The following is a 13,879-nucleotide window of genomic DNA, read 5'->3' on the forward strand; positions in this document are numbered from 1 at the left end:
CTCGGGGGAAGGATCCCGGACCAGGTCCGGGACGTGTCGATGGGTGTGGGTGTGGGTGTGGGTGTGGGTGTGGGTGTGGGTGAAACTATCAAGCCCGACTTTAGGCTACGAACCTCACACGTCGAGGTATTTGCGCGTCATGGGCGCGTGAGCGCTGTCCGGAACGGGCGAATACTCTTGAGCGCCGGAGGCTTCACGCCAACGCTGTACTGCAAAACATTCTTGACTAGAGAACCGTCATCGTTCGTCCGAAGGAGTCACCCGTGGCAGAGCCTACGACCATCTGGGCCGCCGTCGCGGCGATCGCCACGGTCGTCGGAGCGGTCGGTGCACTGTGGACACTCATCGAGCTCAAGCGTGACAGTCGCGACCGCACCCGCCCGATGATGACAGCTGAACTCGTGCCGGCCGTGCTGACCGATGATGCGGACCTGCAGATCAACAACAGAGGTCCTTCGCCAGCCGTCAACGTCCGGGTGACATTCGATCCGCCCTTGCCCGTGTTGGAGGGCGCAGATGCCGAAGGGCTGGGTACGCCGTTCCTGCAGCGCCGCTACGCAAGCCCGATCCCGACGATCACTCCCGGGATGCTCATGACGAACTACTGGAACTCAGCTGTCGACGACCGCGAACCGGTTCCCAATGACTTCACGGTCCGGTTCGACTATGCGGATGTTCGGGGACGGTATTACAGCGACACCTATCACCTGTCTCTCACCACACTCCGAAATCAGAGTGGCTCATACCCAGCCAACACGGATCCGGCCGGACTCGAGAAGCGCCGAATCAAGGCACTTGAAGCGATTGCTCGAGGAGTCGGACGCCCCTGACAGCTGTGGACTCTAGGCCCCGGCAATTGAGGAGACCATCAGGATGGCTGATCCTACGTAGACGAGGAATTCGAGGTGGGGGCCGTCCGCGCCTGTGCGCCTGCCCCCCGGCCCCATGTCACCCATGTCTGCCGCGAGCCCGACGTCGAGAGTCTTTCCCTGATCCGTGTGAGGCCCTCATGTCGTGCCCCCGGCACCGGTCAGCGAGTTATAGCTCCCAGGTGTCCGGTGAAACCGCAACCGTGTGCACGGTGCGTGAGCGCCACATCTCTGTAGTTCCACAATGCGCCGAAAGAACTGGCGTGTCGGATGGCGTTGCCGCGAACTGACCAAGGTGTTTCTAGAAACGACAACCGGCCTGCCTCGTAGCGAGGCAGGCCGGTCCTTGGTGCGGTGGAGTTAGGCGTCTACGAGATCACCGGCGTGCTTATCTTCGATCTCGACCTGCTCGCGCGAGGGCTGGACTGAGACGTAGGTAAGCATTTCGGACAGGGATGGCCATCCCGGAGTTGCCGCCTCACAAGCGTGGAACGCGGCGCGAACCGTCCCCATGCCACGGCCAAGGACGGTCTCGATGCTCTCACCGGGATGCGATGGAACGATCAAGGACAACGCGAACTGTCCGTCGCTCTGGTCGTCGCCGAGATCCGCCACGAGACTTACATCACGGGCGTCAAGATCGAGGAGGTGGTCGACGATCTGATCGAGCGTCGCGTCCATGGTGTATGAGTCACTCTCATACGCCACGTAAGCAAAAGTGGCTTCTAGTGTGTAGAACTTCGGGGTCTTCATTCGCTCTCCTCCCAACACGTTATGCGAGACATTCGCTGCCGGGTTTGTTCAAAGTATGACTCGGACTCTGGATTTGGCACAATCCAAGACTGGTGTGTCTTACCTCCCTCAGGGCACGGGCACCAGATGCGGTACCCGCGACGAGGATGGCGCTGACTCATACGCCAACCTGCGTCGGCGACATCCTGCATGAGCCTTGCAGCCTCTGGGTGAACGTCGTCAGGCAAATCGGCGACGACAATGGGCTTTGCCGATGCGAAGTTCTCTGGAACGTTGTGCACGGTCGGCCCCCTTCGGCAGTAGTTGGCTGAAGCCTACAGATAGGTGGGTCATCACACTGCGGAACGTCCACGGCTTGTGCTCGGATCACACAAGAGCGATTGGATTGCAGCCGCGTGTTTGTTCTGTCAGGCGTGCATGGCCGACACGAGCGCTTGGGTGAACTCCTCCAGCTGCTTCTGGACAAGAGGGTGATACGCGATCTCTCCCTTAGGAATTCTGTACTCCTCCCATGGCATCCGAAGGAGGTAGGACGTGATCCACTTGCCACCGCTGTCGTGGTCCCGGGTCTGCGACTTGGTGGCTGCGACACCAAGCGAGTTGATCGTCGACACGGGGACCAACCACGAGTCCAGTTCATGCTCGACATCTGCGGTGCTCGACGTCCAGTCCTCGAGGGCTGCCGCGGCGTCCACGATGATGATCCGTTCGCCGGCGAGGGCGAACAGCTGCCACCGCACTTCCATCTCATCCTGAAACTTTTGGGCGAATCCGTGCTGGATTGAATCTGTCCCTGAAGGAAGAAGCGAGTACAGAGCTCGCAGCACAGCGACCGGCGGGGTGCTGCCACCGACGTGGTCTCTGAACTGCCCGTAGAGCTCGAATTGATCGGTCTCGGGGAACTGCATGGAGTCTCCTTCTTATGGCGGAGCCCCGACGCTACTCGTCGTCTGTGACAGCCTCCTTCCAGAACGGAGCGCCAGCGAGCAGAAGCAACCCCTCGCGGCGCTGGCCCCCGCTGCCGTGAAGGTATCGCTCGGTCGTGGCATGCTCGCGTGCCTCATGAACTGCTGCAGCACACGCAAACCGACGCCAGCACGGATCAGCTCCGTGGCGTACCAGGTAGCTCTGCCATCCCGGCGATTTAGTAGCCCGTGCGACTCCCTCACACGTCGAGGTATTTGCGCGTCAGGAAGAGTGTCGGGATCAGGGCGAGCAGCAGCGCCAGCACCGTCGTCATCCCGGCGACCTGCACCGCATCGCCCCAGCCGACCCACGTCGTGATCTTGCCGAGGGTGTCGCGCAGGTAGCCGTAGACGACGAAGTGGACGAACGCGGCGAGCCCGGCCGCGGCCAGCGCCGCCGAGATGAGCGCAGCCAGCATCGACTCCAGGATGAACGGCAGCTGGATGTGCCAGCTCGACGCCCCGACGAGCCGCATGATGCCGATCTCGCGTCGACGGGCGTACGCCGTCATGCGGATCGTGTTGGAGACCTGCAGCACCGCGGCGAAGATCAGCAGGGCCGAGATGGCCAGCGATCCGTTGCGCAGCTTGTCGAGCGCCGAGAACAGCGGACCGAGCAGCTCCTTCAGCGAGCTGACGTTGCCGACACCGTCCATGCCCGACACCTGGCTGACGACGGCGTCGTACTTCTGCGGGTCCTTGAGCGTCACGAAGTACGAGACCGGGAACGAGTCGGGACTCAGGGTCTCGAGCTGCTTGCGTCCGGTCTCGGACTGCCCGAACAGGACGCGTGCCTGGTCGTAGTTCTCCTGCGGCGTGCGGATGTCGAACGACTTGACCTGCGAGTTGCCGCGCAGCGCGTCCTGCACGGCGTTCTGCTGGTCCTCGGTCGCGACGCCGCCGATGCAGGTCGGTGCCAACGAGTTCTTGGTGCACAGGTTGACCTGCAGCTGCAGCTTGTCGCCGAAGTACTTCTCGGTGCGCTGCGACTGGGCGAGGATCAGCAGGCCCAGGGCGGCCAGCAGCAGGGACACCGTCATCGTGACGACGAGGGAGATGGTCATGGACTTGTTGCGGGACAGGCTCTGGCCCAGCTCGCTGAGGGTGCTACGCATGTGGTGCTCCTAGTCGGGTCAGTCTCGCCCGGTCAGTTCTGGTAGCCGTAGATGCCGCGGGCCTCGTCGCGGACGATGAGCCCGCTCTCGAGCTCGATGACCCGCTTGCGCATCTGGTCGACGATCGTCGAGTCGTGCGTGGCCATGACGACGGTGGTGTCGGTGCGGTTGATGCGGTCGAGCAGCTTCATGATGCCGACGCTCGTCGCGGGGTCGAGGTTTCCGGTGGGCTCATCGGCGATCAGGATCATGGGTCGGTTGACGTAGGCCCGAGCCACCGCCACACGCTGCTGCTCGCCACCCGACAGCTCGTCGGGCATGCGGTGCCCCTTGCCCTCGAGACCGACCATCTCGAGGGTCTCGGGCACGAGGGTGTTGATCTCGGCGCGCGACTTGCCGATGACCTGCAGAGCGAAGGCGACGTTCTCGGTGACGTTCTTGTTGGGCAGCAGTCGGAAGTCCTGGAACACCGTGCCGACCTGGCGGCGCAGCTTGGGCACCTTCCAGCTCGAGAGCTTGTTGATCTCCTTGCCCGCGACGTAGACCCGGCCGCTCGTGGGCCGCGCCTCGCGCAGGATCAGGCGCAGGAACGTGGACTTGCCCGAGCCCGAGGCACCGACGAGGAAGACGAACTCGCCCTTCTCGATCTCGAGGTCGACGGCGTCGAGCGCAGCGCGCTTCTGGCCGGGATAGGTCTTGGTGACCTTGTCGAATCGAATCACTGAGCCACTGTAGGCACCCGAGCCCCACTGTCGTGGGACGTCGGGGCTCAGGCGGTGCGCTGCGCCACGAACTCGTCGACGGCTCCCGGCGCGAGAACCGCGTCGATGACCATGGCGCTCGCCCCGATGATGCCGCCCTGCGTGCCGGCCGAGGTGCTGACGATGCGCAGGTCGTGCGTGGCGAGCGGCAGCGACCGCTGGTAGACGACCTCGCGGACCCCCGCCAGCAGGTACTCCCCCGCCTCGGAGAGCTTGCCGCCGATGACGATGACCGAGGGGTTGAGCAGGTTGACGCACGTCGCCAGGACGGTGCCGAGGTCGCGACCCGCCTCGCGGACGGCCTGCAGGGCAGCGATCTCGCCGGCGGCGACGGCGTCGACGATGCCCTGCGAGCCCTCGACGTCGAGTCCTCCGCGGCGCAGCTTGGCGGCGATCGCCGGCCCCGCGGCGACGGCCTCGAGGCAGCCGATGTTGCCGCACCGGCACACGACGTCGGCGGGAGCTCCGGCCACCTGGACGTGCCCGAGGTCGCCGGCCGAGCCGAGCGCCCCGCGCAGCAGGCGGCCGTCGGACACGATGCCGGCACCGATGCCGGTGGCGACCTTGACGAGCAGCAGGTGCTGCGACGACTGCCACGACGTGACGAACTCGCCCAGCGCCATGAGGTTGACGTCGTTGTCGACCAGCACGGGGCCGTCGAAGTGCTGGTTGAGGCGGGCCGGGATGTCGACGTCGTGCCAGCCCGGCATGATCGGCGGGTTGGCCGGTCGGCCCGTCGCGTGCTCGACCGGACCCGGCACGCCGATGCCGACACCCGCGACATCGGCCCTCGAGCGGTCGATCTCGGCCAGCAGCGCCCGGCCGATCTCGGCGACGCAGTCGAGCACGACGACGGGTCCGTCGGCGATGTCGCAGTCGATCGTGCGCTGCACCAGCACCGCCCCGGACAGGTCGCTGACGGCGACCGTCGCGTGCGACGCGCCGAGGTCGATCGCCAGGACGACGCGGCCGTGGCGGTTGAGCGCGAACCGGGTGGGCGGCCTGCCTCCCGTGGACGCGGCCTCGCCCACGGGCTCGAGTAGACCGCACGACAGCAGGGCGTCGACACGGGCCGTGATGGTCGAGCGCGCCAGCGACGAGAGGGACGACAGCTCGCCCCGGGTGCGGGGTCTGCCGTCACGCAGCAGCTGGAAGAGGTCTCCCGTGCCGACCAGCGTCGGCGGCAGCCCGACGGACGCAGTCATGGAAAGAGTTAACCAGACCACCTTCCGTCTCGACAACGGGTCAAGTGTGTCGGTCATGTTTCGACTTTTGCTTGACGACCGACAAAACGTGTGACTAGTGTCACGGCCATGAGACATCCCGTCACCCCGCTGCTCGAGATGCGCGGCATCGTCAAGGAGTTCCCCGGCGTCCGCGCCCTCGATGGCGTCGACCTCGTGGTGCGTGCCGGCGAGGTCCACTGCCTGCTGGGGCAGAACGGTGCCGGCAAGTCGACGCTCATCAAGGTGCTGGCCGGTGCCCACGGCGTCGACGAGGGCACGATCCTGTGGGACGGCCAGCCGATCACGTTCGCCGGCCCGCAGGCGGCGCTGTCGACCGGGATCGCCACGATCTACCAGGAGCTCGACCTCGTCGACGGCCTCAGCGTCGCCGACAACATCTTCCTCGGCCACGAGAACGCCCGCGGCGGTTTCACCCGCGACGCCGACATGAACCGCGCCGCCCGCGAGCTGCTCGCGACGCTCGGCCACTCCGAGATCCGGCCGGGCCGCGAGGTCGGCAGCCTCTCGGCCGCCGGCAAGCAGATCGTCTCGATGGCCCGAGCCCTGTCGCGCGACGCCCGCGTCATCGTGATGGACGAGCCCTCCGCGGTCCTCGACCCCGACGAGGTCGACGGCCTGTTCCGGGTCGTCGAGGACCTGCGCTCGTCGGGCAAGGCCGTCATCTACATCTCGCACCGCCTCGAGGAGATCCGCCGCATCGGCGACCGGCTCACGGTGCTCAAGGACGGCGCCACGGTCGCCGGCGACCTGTCGGCCAAGGACACCCCGACGTCCGAGCTGATCACGCTGATGACGGGCCGCACCCTGACCTCGGTCTACCCCCGCCGCACCGCCCCGCTGACCGACGGCGCTCCCCTGCTGTCCGTGCAGGGCCTCACCCGCGCCGGAGAGTTCGCCGACGTCACGTTCGACGTGCGACCCGGCGAGATCGTCGGCCTCGCGGGTCTGGTCGGTGCGGGTCGCAGCGAGATCGTCGAGACGATCTACGGTGCCCGCCGGGCCAGCTCCGGCTCCGTGACGGTCGACGGCAGGTCGCTGCGCAACGGATCGGTCGACTCCGCGGTGCGGGCCGGGCTCGGCCTGTGCCCCGAGGAGCGCAAGTCGCAGGGGCTGATCCTCGACGACGCGGTCTTCCGCAACGTCTCGCTGGCCAGCATCAGCCGCTTCTCGCGGTTCGGCATCTCGAGGGACGCAGCCGAGAAGAGCGCGGCGAGCGAGGCCGCCCGGTCGGTCGACATCCGTCCCGACGCCCCCGAACGGATCATCCGCACCCTCTCGGGCGGCAACCAGCAAAAAGCCGTCCTGGCCCGCTGGCTGCTGCGGTCGTGCACGGTGCTCCTGCTCGACGAGCCGACCCGCGGCGTCGACGTCGGCGCCCGGGCGGAGATCTACGCCCTGATCCGCCAGCTCGCCGACTCCGGCGTCGCGCTGCTGGTCGTCTCGAGCGACATCGACGAGGTGCTGGGGCTCTCCGACCGCATCCTCGTCATCGCCGAGGGCTCCGTGGTCCACGACGGCCCCAGCGAGGCCATCGACGCCGCCGGAGTCCTCGACCGCATCATCGCCTCCCACGAGCACACCACCGCCACCTCCATCGACCAGAAGGGTGAAGTCGCGTGAGCGCCTCCCTGCAGGATCCGTCACTGACCGTCCCCACCCCCGCTCCCCCGAAGCGCGAACGTCGCGGATCGGTCGGCGTGGCCCGCAACCTCGGGCTCGTCATCGCCCTCGTGATCCTGTGCATCGTCGGCGTCGTCACCGCAGGCGACCGCTTCGCCAGCTCCGACAACGTGCTGACGATCCTGCGGCTCGCCGCCGTCATCGGTGTGGTGTCGATCGGCATGACGTTCGTCATCACCGGCGGCGGCATCGACCTGTCGGTCGGCGCGATCGTCGCCCTCGCGTCCGTGTGGGCCACGACGACCGGCACGCAGGCCATGGCCGGCGACGTGCACTGGATCGTCATGGTCTTCAGCGCGATCCTCGTCGGGACGGCCTGCGGCGCCATCAACGGGCTGCTGGTCGCGTACGGGCGGATCGTGCCGTTCATCGCGACCCTCGCGATGCTGGCCTCGGCCCGCGGCCTGGCCGAGATCATCTCGGATCGCAAGAACCAGATCATCCGTGAACAGGGCTTCTTCGACTTCTTCGGTGCCGAGCCGCTCGGCATCCCGATGATCGTCATCATCTTCGCCCTCGTCACCGTCGCCGGCTGGTTCCTGCTCAACCGCACGACCTTCGGCCGTCGCACCTTCGCGGTCGGCGGCAACCCCGAGGCCGCCCGCCTGGCCGGCATCAAGGTGCAGCGCCACACGGTCTACCTCTACGCCCTGCTCGGCACGACGTGCGGCATCGCCGCCGTCATGTTGATGTCGCGCACCACGATCGGCTCGTCGACGCACGGCTCGCTGTACGAGCTCGACGCGATCGCCGCCGTGGTGATCGGCGGCACCCTGCTCAGCGGCGGTCGCGGGACGGTCGTCGGCACGCTCTTCGGCGTCCTGATCTTCACGACGCTGACCAATGTCTTCACGCTCAACAACCTCTCGACGTCGGTCCAGGCCGTCGCCAAGGGCGTGATCATCGTGATCGCTGTCCTGCTGCAGCAGCGCATCGCCAACCGCAAGCCATGACGGCAGGCCGTCCCGGCAACCAGCAGCACGCACCACCGGCAAGCGCTCGACCCAGCACCCCACCCCCACCAGGAGTACACATGTCCACCATCTCGTCCCGCCGTCGTCGGTTCGCCGTCGTGGGAGCCTTCGCGGCCGCCACGCTCGTGCTCGGCGCCTGCACCAACAGCTCGAGCGACGACGACAGCGACACCAGCGCCGCCGTCGGTAAGAGCAACACCGACAACGACAAGCCCGGCGACAAGGTCGTCATCGGCTTCTCGGCCCCGGCCGCCGATCACGGCTGGATGGGATCGATCACCAAGTCGGCCGTCGCCCAGGCCGACAAGTACGACGACGTCGAGCTGAAGGTCGCCGAGGGCACCAACGACGTCAACCTGCAGATCTCGCAGGTCGAGACCTTCATCAACGACAAGGTCGACGCGATCGTGCTGCTGCCGTTCGACGGTGCCGCCATGACCCCGGTCGCCCGCAAGGCGATGGACGCCGGCATCGTCGTGATCAACGTCGACCGCGAGTTCGACTCGCCGTTCGCCGCCCGCACCACGGTGCTCGGCGACAACTACGGCATGGGCGTCTCGGCCGGCACCTTCGTGTGCGAGGACGCCAAGGGCTCCAAGGACAAGATCGTCACCGAGATCGCCGGCATCGACTCGCTGCCGCTGACGCAGGAGCGCTCGAAGGGCTTCAAGGACGCGCTCAAGTCGTGCGGACTCGACGTCGACAACCGCGTCGCCGCCGAGTTCACGGTGGAGTCGGGCGAGGAGGCCGCATCGAACCTGCTGCAGGCCGCTCCGAAGATCGACTACCTGTGGAACCACGACGACGACCAGGGCGTCGGCGTGCTGGCGGCCATCAAGAACGCCAACCGTGACGAGTTCACGATGATCGGCGGTGCCGGCTCGGCCGACGTCATGGAGGCCATCAAGGCCGGCAACTCGGTGCTCAAGGCGACCGTCGTCTACCCGTCGACGCAGGCCGCTGACGGCGTCAAGCTGGCCCGCCTGCTGGTGCAGGGCAAGGCGCTGTCGGACCTCGCCGAGATCGAGGTGCCGCGCCAGCTCAAGCTGTCCGCGCCCGTCGTGACCGCTGACAACGTCGACACGTACCTGCCGTCCGCGTTCCGCTCCTGATCGACCCGCATCATCATCTGGGGGCCTGCGGCGGCATCCGCAGCCGCAGGCCCCCACCCCACTCCCGTTCTTCCCCGCACCCGACCCCGTCCGCCCGACCCCGTCACGAGGACCTCCGCATGAGCGACACACGCCCCGATCTCGGCATCGGGATGGTCGGCTACGCCTTCATGGGCGCCGCCCACTCGCAGGCCTGGCGCACCGCGCCCGCCTTCTTCGACCTCCCCGCCGTCCCCCGCCTCCGCGCCGTCTGCGGCCGCAACGAGGACGCCGCGGGCGACGTCGCCCGCCGGTTCGGCTGGGAGTCCGTCGAGACCGACTGGCATGCGCTGCTCACCCGCGACGACATCGACGTCATCGACATCTGCACCCCGGGCAACACGCACGCCGAGATCGCGATCGCGGCCCTCGAGGCCGGCAAGCACGTCCTGTGCGAGAAGCCCCTGGCCAACACCGTCGAGGAGGCCGAGGCCATGGCCGCGGCCGCCACCGCTGCCGCCAAGCGCGGAGTGCGCGCCATGGTCGGCTTCACGTACCGCCGCACCCCGGCCGTCGCCTTCGCCCGCCAGCTCGTCGCGTCCGGCCGGCTCGGCACGATCCGCCACGTCCGCGGGCAGTATCTGCAGGACTGGCTCAGCGACGAGAACGCGCCGCTGAGCTGGCGGCTCGACAAGTCGCTCGCCGGCTCCGGCGCGCTCGGGGACATCGGCGCCCACATCATCGACATGGCCCAGTTCGTGACCGGCGACTCGATCGCCTCGGTCAGCGGTCTGCTCGAGACCTTCGTCGAGACCCGCCCCCTCGGGGGGCAGCACGCCACGCTCGGGGGGCACGCCTCGCAGGATGCCGAGCGCGGACCGGTGACCGTCGACGACGCGGCCGCCTTCACCGCCCGCTTCGTCGGCGGCGCCATCGGCGTCTTCGAGGCCACCCGGTTCGCCACGGGCCGCAAGAACGCCCTGCGGCTCGAGATCAACGGCACCGCCGGCTCGCTGGCCTTCAACTTCGAGGACATGAACGTCCTCGAGTTCTTCGACGCCACCGAGGACCCGTCGATCGCCGGCTTCCGCCGCATCCTCGTGACCGAGGCGACCCACCCGTACGTCGCCGCCTGGTGGCCCCCGGGTCACGGCCTCGGATACGAGCACGGCTTCACGCACCAGGTCGTCGATCTCGTGACCGACATCGCCAAGGGCGCGGACCCCGCTCCCTCGTTCGCCGACGGCCTCGCGGTGCAGCGCGTCCTCGCCGCCGTCGAGGCGAGTGCGGCCGACGGCACCACCCACACGACAGGAGCCACCTCATGACCCGTCCGATCACCCTGTTCACCGGCCAGTGGGCCGACCTGCCCTTCGAGGAGGTCGCGAAGCTCGCGTCCGGCTGGGGCTACGACGGCCTCGAGATCGCGTGCTGGGGCGACCACCTCGACCCGTGGGCCGCGGTCGAGGACCCGTCCTACATCCAGACCCGTCTCGACATCCTCGACAAGTACGACCTCGAGGTTCACGCGATCTCCAACCACCTCAAGGGCCAGGCGGTGTGCGACGACCCGATCGACGGGCGGCACCAGGACATCCTGTCGGAGCGGGTCTGGGGCGACGGCGATCCCGAGGGCGTCCGCCAGCGCGCGGCCGAGGAGATGAAGCACACCGCTCGCGCGGCCCGCATGCTCGGCGTCGACACCGTCATCGGCTTCACCGGCTCGTCGATCTGGAAGTACGTCGCGATGTTCCCGCCGGCGTCCGAGGCCATGATCGCCGCTGGCTACCAGGACTTCGCCGACCGCTGGAACCCCATCCTCGACGTGTTCGACGAGCAGGGCGTGCGCTTCGCCCACGAGGTGCACCCCAGCGAGATCGCCTACGACTACTGGACGACCCACGCGGCGCTCGAGGCCATCGGCCACCGCGAGGCGTTCGGCCTCAACTGGGACCCCTCGCACTTCGTGTGGCAGGACCTCGACCCGCTGGGCTTCCTGTGGGACTTCAAGGACCGGATCTACCACGTCGACTGCAAGGACGCGAAGAAGCAGGTCGGCAACGGGCGTAACGGCATCCTCGGATCTCACCTGCCGTGGGCCGATCCGCGACGCGGCTGGGACTTCGTGTCGACCGGACGCGGCGACGTCCCGTGGGAGGCGTGCTTCCGCATGCTCAACACGATCGGCTACGACGGACCCGTCTCGATCGAGTGGGAGGACGCCGGCATGGACCGCCTGCTCGGGGCGCCCGAGGCCCTGGCCTTCGTCAAGGCCAATCTGTTCGACGCCCCCACGGCGGCCTTCGACGCAGCCTTCAGCACCCCGTCCTGACCCGGGAGCGGTGACCCGGTCGCCCTTCGCGGGCGGTGGCGAGCAGCCTCAGGCGACCACGGATACCGTGGACGGATGCGCTTGCCCCTGCCCGATCCCCGCGACGCCGTGACGCTCATCGGGCAGGCTCGACAGCTCGTCGAGGACGTCGCCGGCGCGCTCCCCCGGGCCCTGGCGCTGCTGGGCCAGGCCGAGGCGCTCATGGCGCGGGTCGACGCGCTGATCGACCGCATCGAACAGACCCGGCAGTCGGCCGATCAGGTCGTGGCGCGGGTCGGTGAGACGGTCGACCAGGCCGATGAGTCGGTGAGCCGCATCGACCGGACGATCACGAGCGCTGACAAGATCGTGCTGCGCGCGGCCGGGCTCGTGGGCAGCATCGAGCCGACCGTGCACCGGGCACAGCACCTGCTCGACAGCTTCGGGCCGTCGCTCGAGCTGCTGCAGCCGACCCTCGACCGGCTGGCCAAGAGCACGAGCCCCGCCGAGGTCGAGGCCGTGGTGCGGCTCATCGACCTGCTGCCCGAGCTGGTCGACCGGACGGTGAGCGACATCCTGCCGATCATGGAGACGATGCAGAACGTCGGGCCCGACATCCACGACATGCTCGACACGATGCACGAGCTCAACGAGATGATCGCCAAGATCCCCGGCATGGGCCGCATCCGGCAGCGGGTCGAGGACAAGCAGGCCGCCGAGGCCGAACAGGCCGCGGACTAGGCGGAGGGCTGGTTGCGCCGCCAGCGGATGCCGGCCTCGATGAAGTCGTCGATCTCGCCGTCGAGCACGGCCTGCGTGTTGCCGCTCTCGTGCTCGGTGCGCAGGTCCTTGACCATCTGGTACGGGTTGAGCACGTAGTTGCGCATCTGGTCGCCCCACGACGCCTGCACGTCGCCGCGCAGCTCGTCGAGGTGGGCGCGCTCCTCGGCCTTCTTGAGCGCGAGCAGCTTGGCCTTGAGGATCACCATGGCACTGGCCTTGTTCTGCAGCTGGCTCTTCTCGTTCTGGCAGCTGACGACCGTGCCGGTGGGGATGTGCGTGAGGCGGACGGCGGAGTCGGTCGTGTTGACGCTCTGACCGCCGGGACCGGACGACCGGTAGACGTCGACGCGGATCTCCTCGTCGGGCACGTCGATCTCGTCGGTCTGCTCGAGCACCGGGACGACCTCGATGGCCGCGAACGACGTCTGGCGGCGTCCCTGGTTGTCGAACGGCGAGATGCGCACGAGGCGGTGCGTGCCGGCCTCGACCGACAGCGTGCCGTAGGCGTACGGGGCCTTGACCGCGAACGTCGTCGACTTGAGCCCGGCCTCCTCGGCGTACGACACGTCGTAGATCTCGACGGTGTAGCCGTGGCGCTCGGCCCAGCGGATGTACATGCGCTGCAGCATCAGGGCGAAGTCGGCCGCGTCGACGCCGCCGGCACCCGAGCGGATCGAGACGAGGGCGTCGCGCTCGTCGTACTCGCCTGACAGCAGCGTGCGCACCTCGAGGCTGTCGATCGTCTTCTTGATGCGGACGAGCTCGCGCTCGACCTCGGCGGACGTCTCGGCGTCGTCCTCCTCGAGGGCCATCTCGTGCATGATGTCGAGGTCGTCGAGGCGCGTGCGAAGGCTCGTGACGCGCTCGACCTGCGCCTGCAGCGTCGACAGCCGGCTCGTGACGCGCTGGGCGTTGGCCTGGTCGTCCCACAGCTCGGGGTCGCCGACCTCGACCTGCAGCTCGTCGATCTCCTTGCGCACGGCGTCGAGGTCGAGCACCTTCTCGATCGACGTCAGGGTCGCGTCGAGGGCCTTGGTCTGCTCTGCGAAGTCTGGTGCTGCCACCACACGAGGTTACCGCGTCAGGTCACACGCTCTTGCGGCGGAACTCCGGCGAGGTCGTGGGCCCGGTGGCACCGTGCGACTTCTCGCTGCCGTCGTGCTCGGCACCCTCGGCGGTCGCGTGGCTCTGGTTCTTCTTCTTGTCGAGCGCCTCGCGGAACTTGGCCTTCATGTCGGCCTTCGGATCGTTGCCTGCTCCTGCGTTGTCAGCCATGACCCCACCCTAGTCCTCCCTGTGACGACGTCGAAGCCCCTCGATGCCCGGTGCC

General features: G+C 67.8%; 14 protein-coding genes. 7 read left to right on the forward strand and 7 right to left on the reverse strand.

Going from position 1 to position 13,879, the window contains the following annotated elements; translation table 11 throughout:
- Positions 1–263: 263 nt before the first annotated feature.
- Positions 264–830, forward strand: coding sequence for a DUF8453 domain-containing protein (locus tag JOF40_RS19415; RefSeq protein WP_129182904.1), 567 nt, complete (start codon positions 264–266; stop codon positions 828–830).
- A 399-nt stretch (positions 831–1,229) separates the two neighbouring features.
- Here JOF40_RS19415 and JOF40_RS19420 read toward each other — a convergent pair whose 3' ends face one another.
- The 5 genes from JOF40_RS19420 to JOF40_RS19440 form a co-directional block, all read right to left on the reverse strand.
- The gene (locus JOF40_RS19420; RefSeq protein ID WP_129182907.1) at positions 1,230–1,622 is read right to left on the reverse strand and encodes a hypothetical protein; all 393 of its coding nucleotides are present in this window, start codon (positions 1,620–1,622) and stop codon (positions 1,230–1,232) included.
- Between the two features lie 407 nt (positions 1,623–2,029).
- Positions 2,030–2,530 carry a hypothetical protein gene (locus JOF40_RS19425; RefSeq protein ID WP_129182909.1) on the reverse strand — a complete coding sequence of 167 codons (501 nt, stop codon included), beginning with the start codon at positions 2,528–2,530 and terminating at the stop codon, positions 2,030–2,032.
- 257 nt (positions 2,531–2,787) lie between these two features.
- Positions 2,788–3,702: a permease-like cell division protein FtsX gene (gene ftsX, locus JOF40_RS19430; RefSeq protein ID WP_129182911.1), complete on the reverse strand. Its 915-nt coding sequence runs from the start codon at positions 3,700–3,702 to the stop codon at positions 2,788–2,790.
- A 32-nt stretch (positions 3,703–3,734) separates the two neighbouring features.
- The gene (gene ftsE / locus JOF40_RS19435) at positions 3,735–4,424 is read right to left on the reverse strand and encodes a cell division ATP-binding protein FtsE (protein WP_129182913.1); all 690 of its coding nucleotides are present in this window, start codon (positions 4,422–4,424) and stop codon (positions 3,735–3,737) included.
- A gap of 47 nt (positions 4,425–4,471) precedes the next feature.
- Positions 4,472–5,668 carry an ROK family protein gene (locus JOF40_RS19440; RefSeq protein ID WP_209674726.1) on the reverse strand — a complete coding sequence of 399 codons (1,197 nt, stop codon included), beginning with the start codon at positions 5,666–5,668 and terminating at the stop codon, positions 4,472–4,474.
- 108 nt (positions 5,669–5,776) lie between these two features.
- Between JOF40_RS19440 and JOF40_RS19445 the strand changes: the two genes are divergently transcribed.
- From JOF40_RS19445 to JOF40_RS19470, 6 genes are all read left to right on the forward strand, one after another.
- Positions 5,777–7,330, forward strand: a complete 1,554-nt coding sequence (locus JOF40_RS19445) for a sugar ABC transporter ATP-binding protein (protein WP_209674728.1) — start codon at positions 5,777–5,779, stop codon at positions 7,328–7,330.
- Positions 7,327–8,343, forward strand: coding sequence for an ABC transporter permease (locus JOF40_RS19450; RefSeq protein ID WP_188111759.1), 1,017 nt, complete (start codon positions 7,327–7,329; stop codon positions 8,341–8,343). Before JOF40_RS19445 ends, JOF40_RS19450 begins: the two co-directional genes overlap by 4 nt.
- An 80-nt stretch (positions 8,344–8,423) precedes the next feature.
- Complete coding sequence (locus tag JOF40_RS19455; protein WP_129182917.1) at positions 8,424–9,476, forward strand: substrate-binding domain-containing protein; 1,053 nt, start codon at positions 8,424–8,426, stop codon at positions 9,474–9,476.
- 119 nt (positions 9,477–9,595) lie between these two features.
- Positions 9,596–10,783: a Gfo/Idh/MocA family protein gene (locus JOF40_RS19460; protein WP_129182919.1), complete on the forward strand. Its 1,188-nt coding sequence runs from the start codon at positions 9,596–9,598 to the stop codon at positions 10,781–10,783.
- On the forward strand, positions 10,780–11,787 hold the full coding sequence (locus tag JOF40_RS19465; protein WP_129182922.1) for a sugar phosphate isomerase/epimerase family protein: 1,008 nt from the start codon (positions 10,780–10,782) through the stop codon (positions 11,785–11,787). The genes JOF40_RS19460 and JOF40_RS19465 overlap by 4 nt, the downstream gene beginning before the upstream one ends.
- A 75-nt stretch (positions 11,788–11,862) precedes the next feature.
- On the forward strand, positions 11,863–12,507 hold the full coding sequence (locus JOF40_RS19470; protein WP_129182924.1) for a hypothetical protein: 645 nt from the start codon (positions 11,863–11,865) through the stop codon (positions 12,505–12,507).
- Here JOF40_RS19470 and prfB read toward each other — a convergent pair.
- On the reverse strand, positions 12,504–13,613 hold the full coding sequence (prfB, locus tag JOF40_RS19475) for a peptide chain release factor 2 (RefSeq protein WP_129182926.1): 1,110 nt from the start codon (positions 13,611–13,613) through the stop codon (positions 12,504–12,506). The two genes, JOF40_RS19470 and prfB, sit on opposite strands and share 4 nt — an antisense overlap.
- 22 nt (positions 13,614–13,635) lie before the next feature.
- Positions 13,636–13,824: a DUF5302 domain-containing protein gene (locus JOF40_RS19480; RefSeq protein ID WP_129182928.1), complete on the reverse strand. Its 189-nt coding sequence runs from the start codon at positions 13,822–13,824 to the stop codon at positions 13,636–13,638.
- Positions 13,825–13,879: the final 55 nt, after the last annotated feature.

It is taken from the genome of Aeromicrobium fastidiosum, assembly GCF_017876595.1.
Classification (GTDB): Bacteria; Actinomycetota; Actinomycetes; order Propionibacteriales; family Nocardioidaceae; genus Aeromicrobium; species Aeromicrobium fastidiosum.

Coding starts and splice junctions, on each gene's coding strand:
- JOF40_RS19470 (WP_129182924.1), top strand. CDS start 11,863: ATGCGCTTGCCCCTGCCCGATCCCCGCGACGCCGTGACGCTCATCGGG.
- JOF40_RS19445 (WP_209674728.1), top strand. CDS start 5,777: ATGAGACATCCCGTCACCCCGCTGCTCGAGATGCGCGGCATCGTCAAG.
- JOF40_RS19455 (WP_129182917.1), top strand. CDS start 8,424: ATGTCCACCATCTCGTCCCGCCGTCGTCGGTTCGCCGTCGTGGGAGCC.
- JOF40_RS19460 (WP_129182919.1), top strand. CDS start 9,596: ATGAGCGACACACGCCCCGATCTCGGCATCGGGATGGTCGGCTACGCC.
- JOF40_RS19440 (WP_209674726.1), bottom strand. CDS start 5,668: ATGACTGCGTCCGTCGGGCTGCCGCCGACGCTGGTCGGCACGGGAGAC.
- JOF40_RS19420 (WP_129182907.1), bottom strand. CDS start 1,622: ATGAAGACCCCGAAGTTCTACACACTAGAAGCCACTTTTGCTTACGTG.
- JOF40_RS19465 (WP_129182922.1), top strand. CDS start 10,780: ATGACCCGTCCGATCACCCTGTTCACCGGCCAGTGGGCCGACCTGCCC.
- JOF40_RS19480 (WP_129182928.1), bottom strand. CDS start 13,824: ATGGCTGACAACGCAGGAGCAGGCAACGATCCGAAGGCCGACATGAAG.
- ftsX (WP_129182911.1), bottom strand. CDS start 3,702: ATGCGTAGCACCCTCAGCGAGCTGGGCCAGAGCCTGTCCCGCAACAAG.
- JOF40_RS19425 (WP_129182909.1), bottom strand. CDS start 2,530: ATGCAGTTCCCCGAGACCGATCAATTCGAGCTCTACGGGCAGTTCAGA.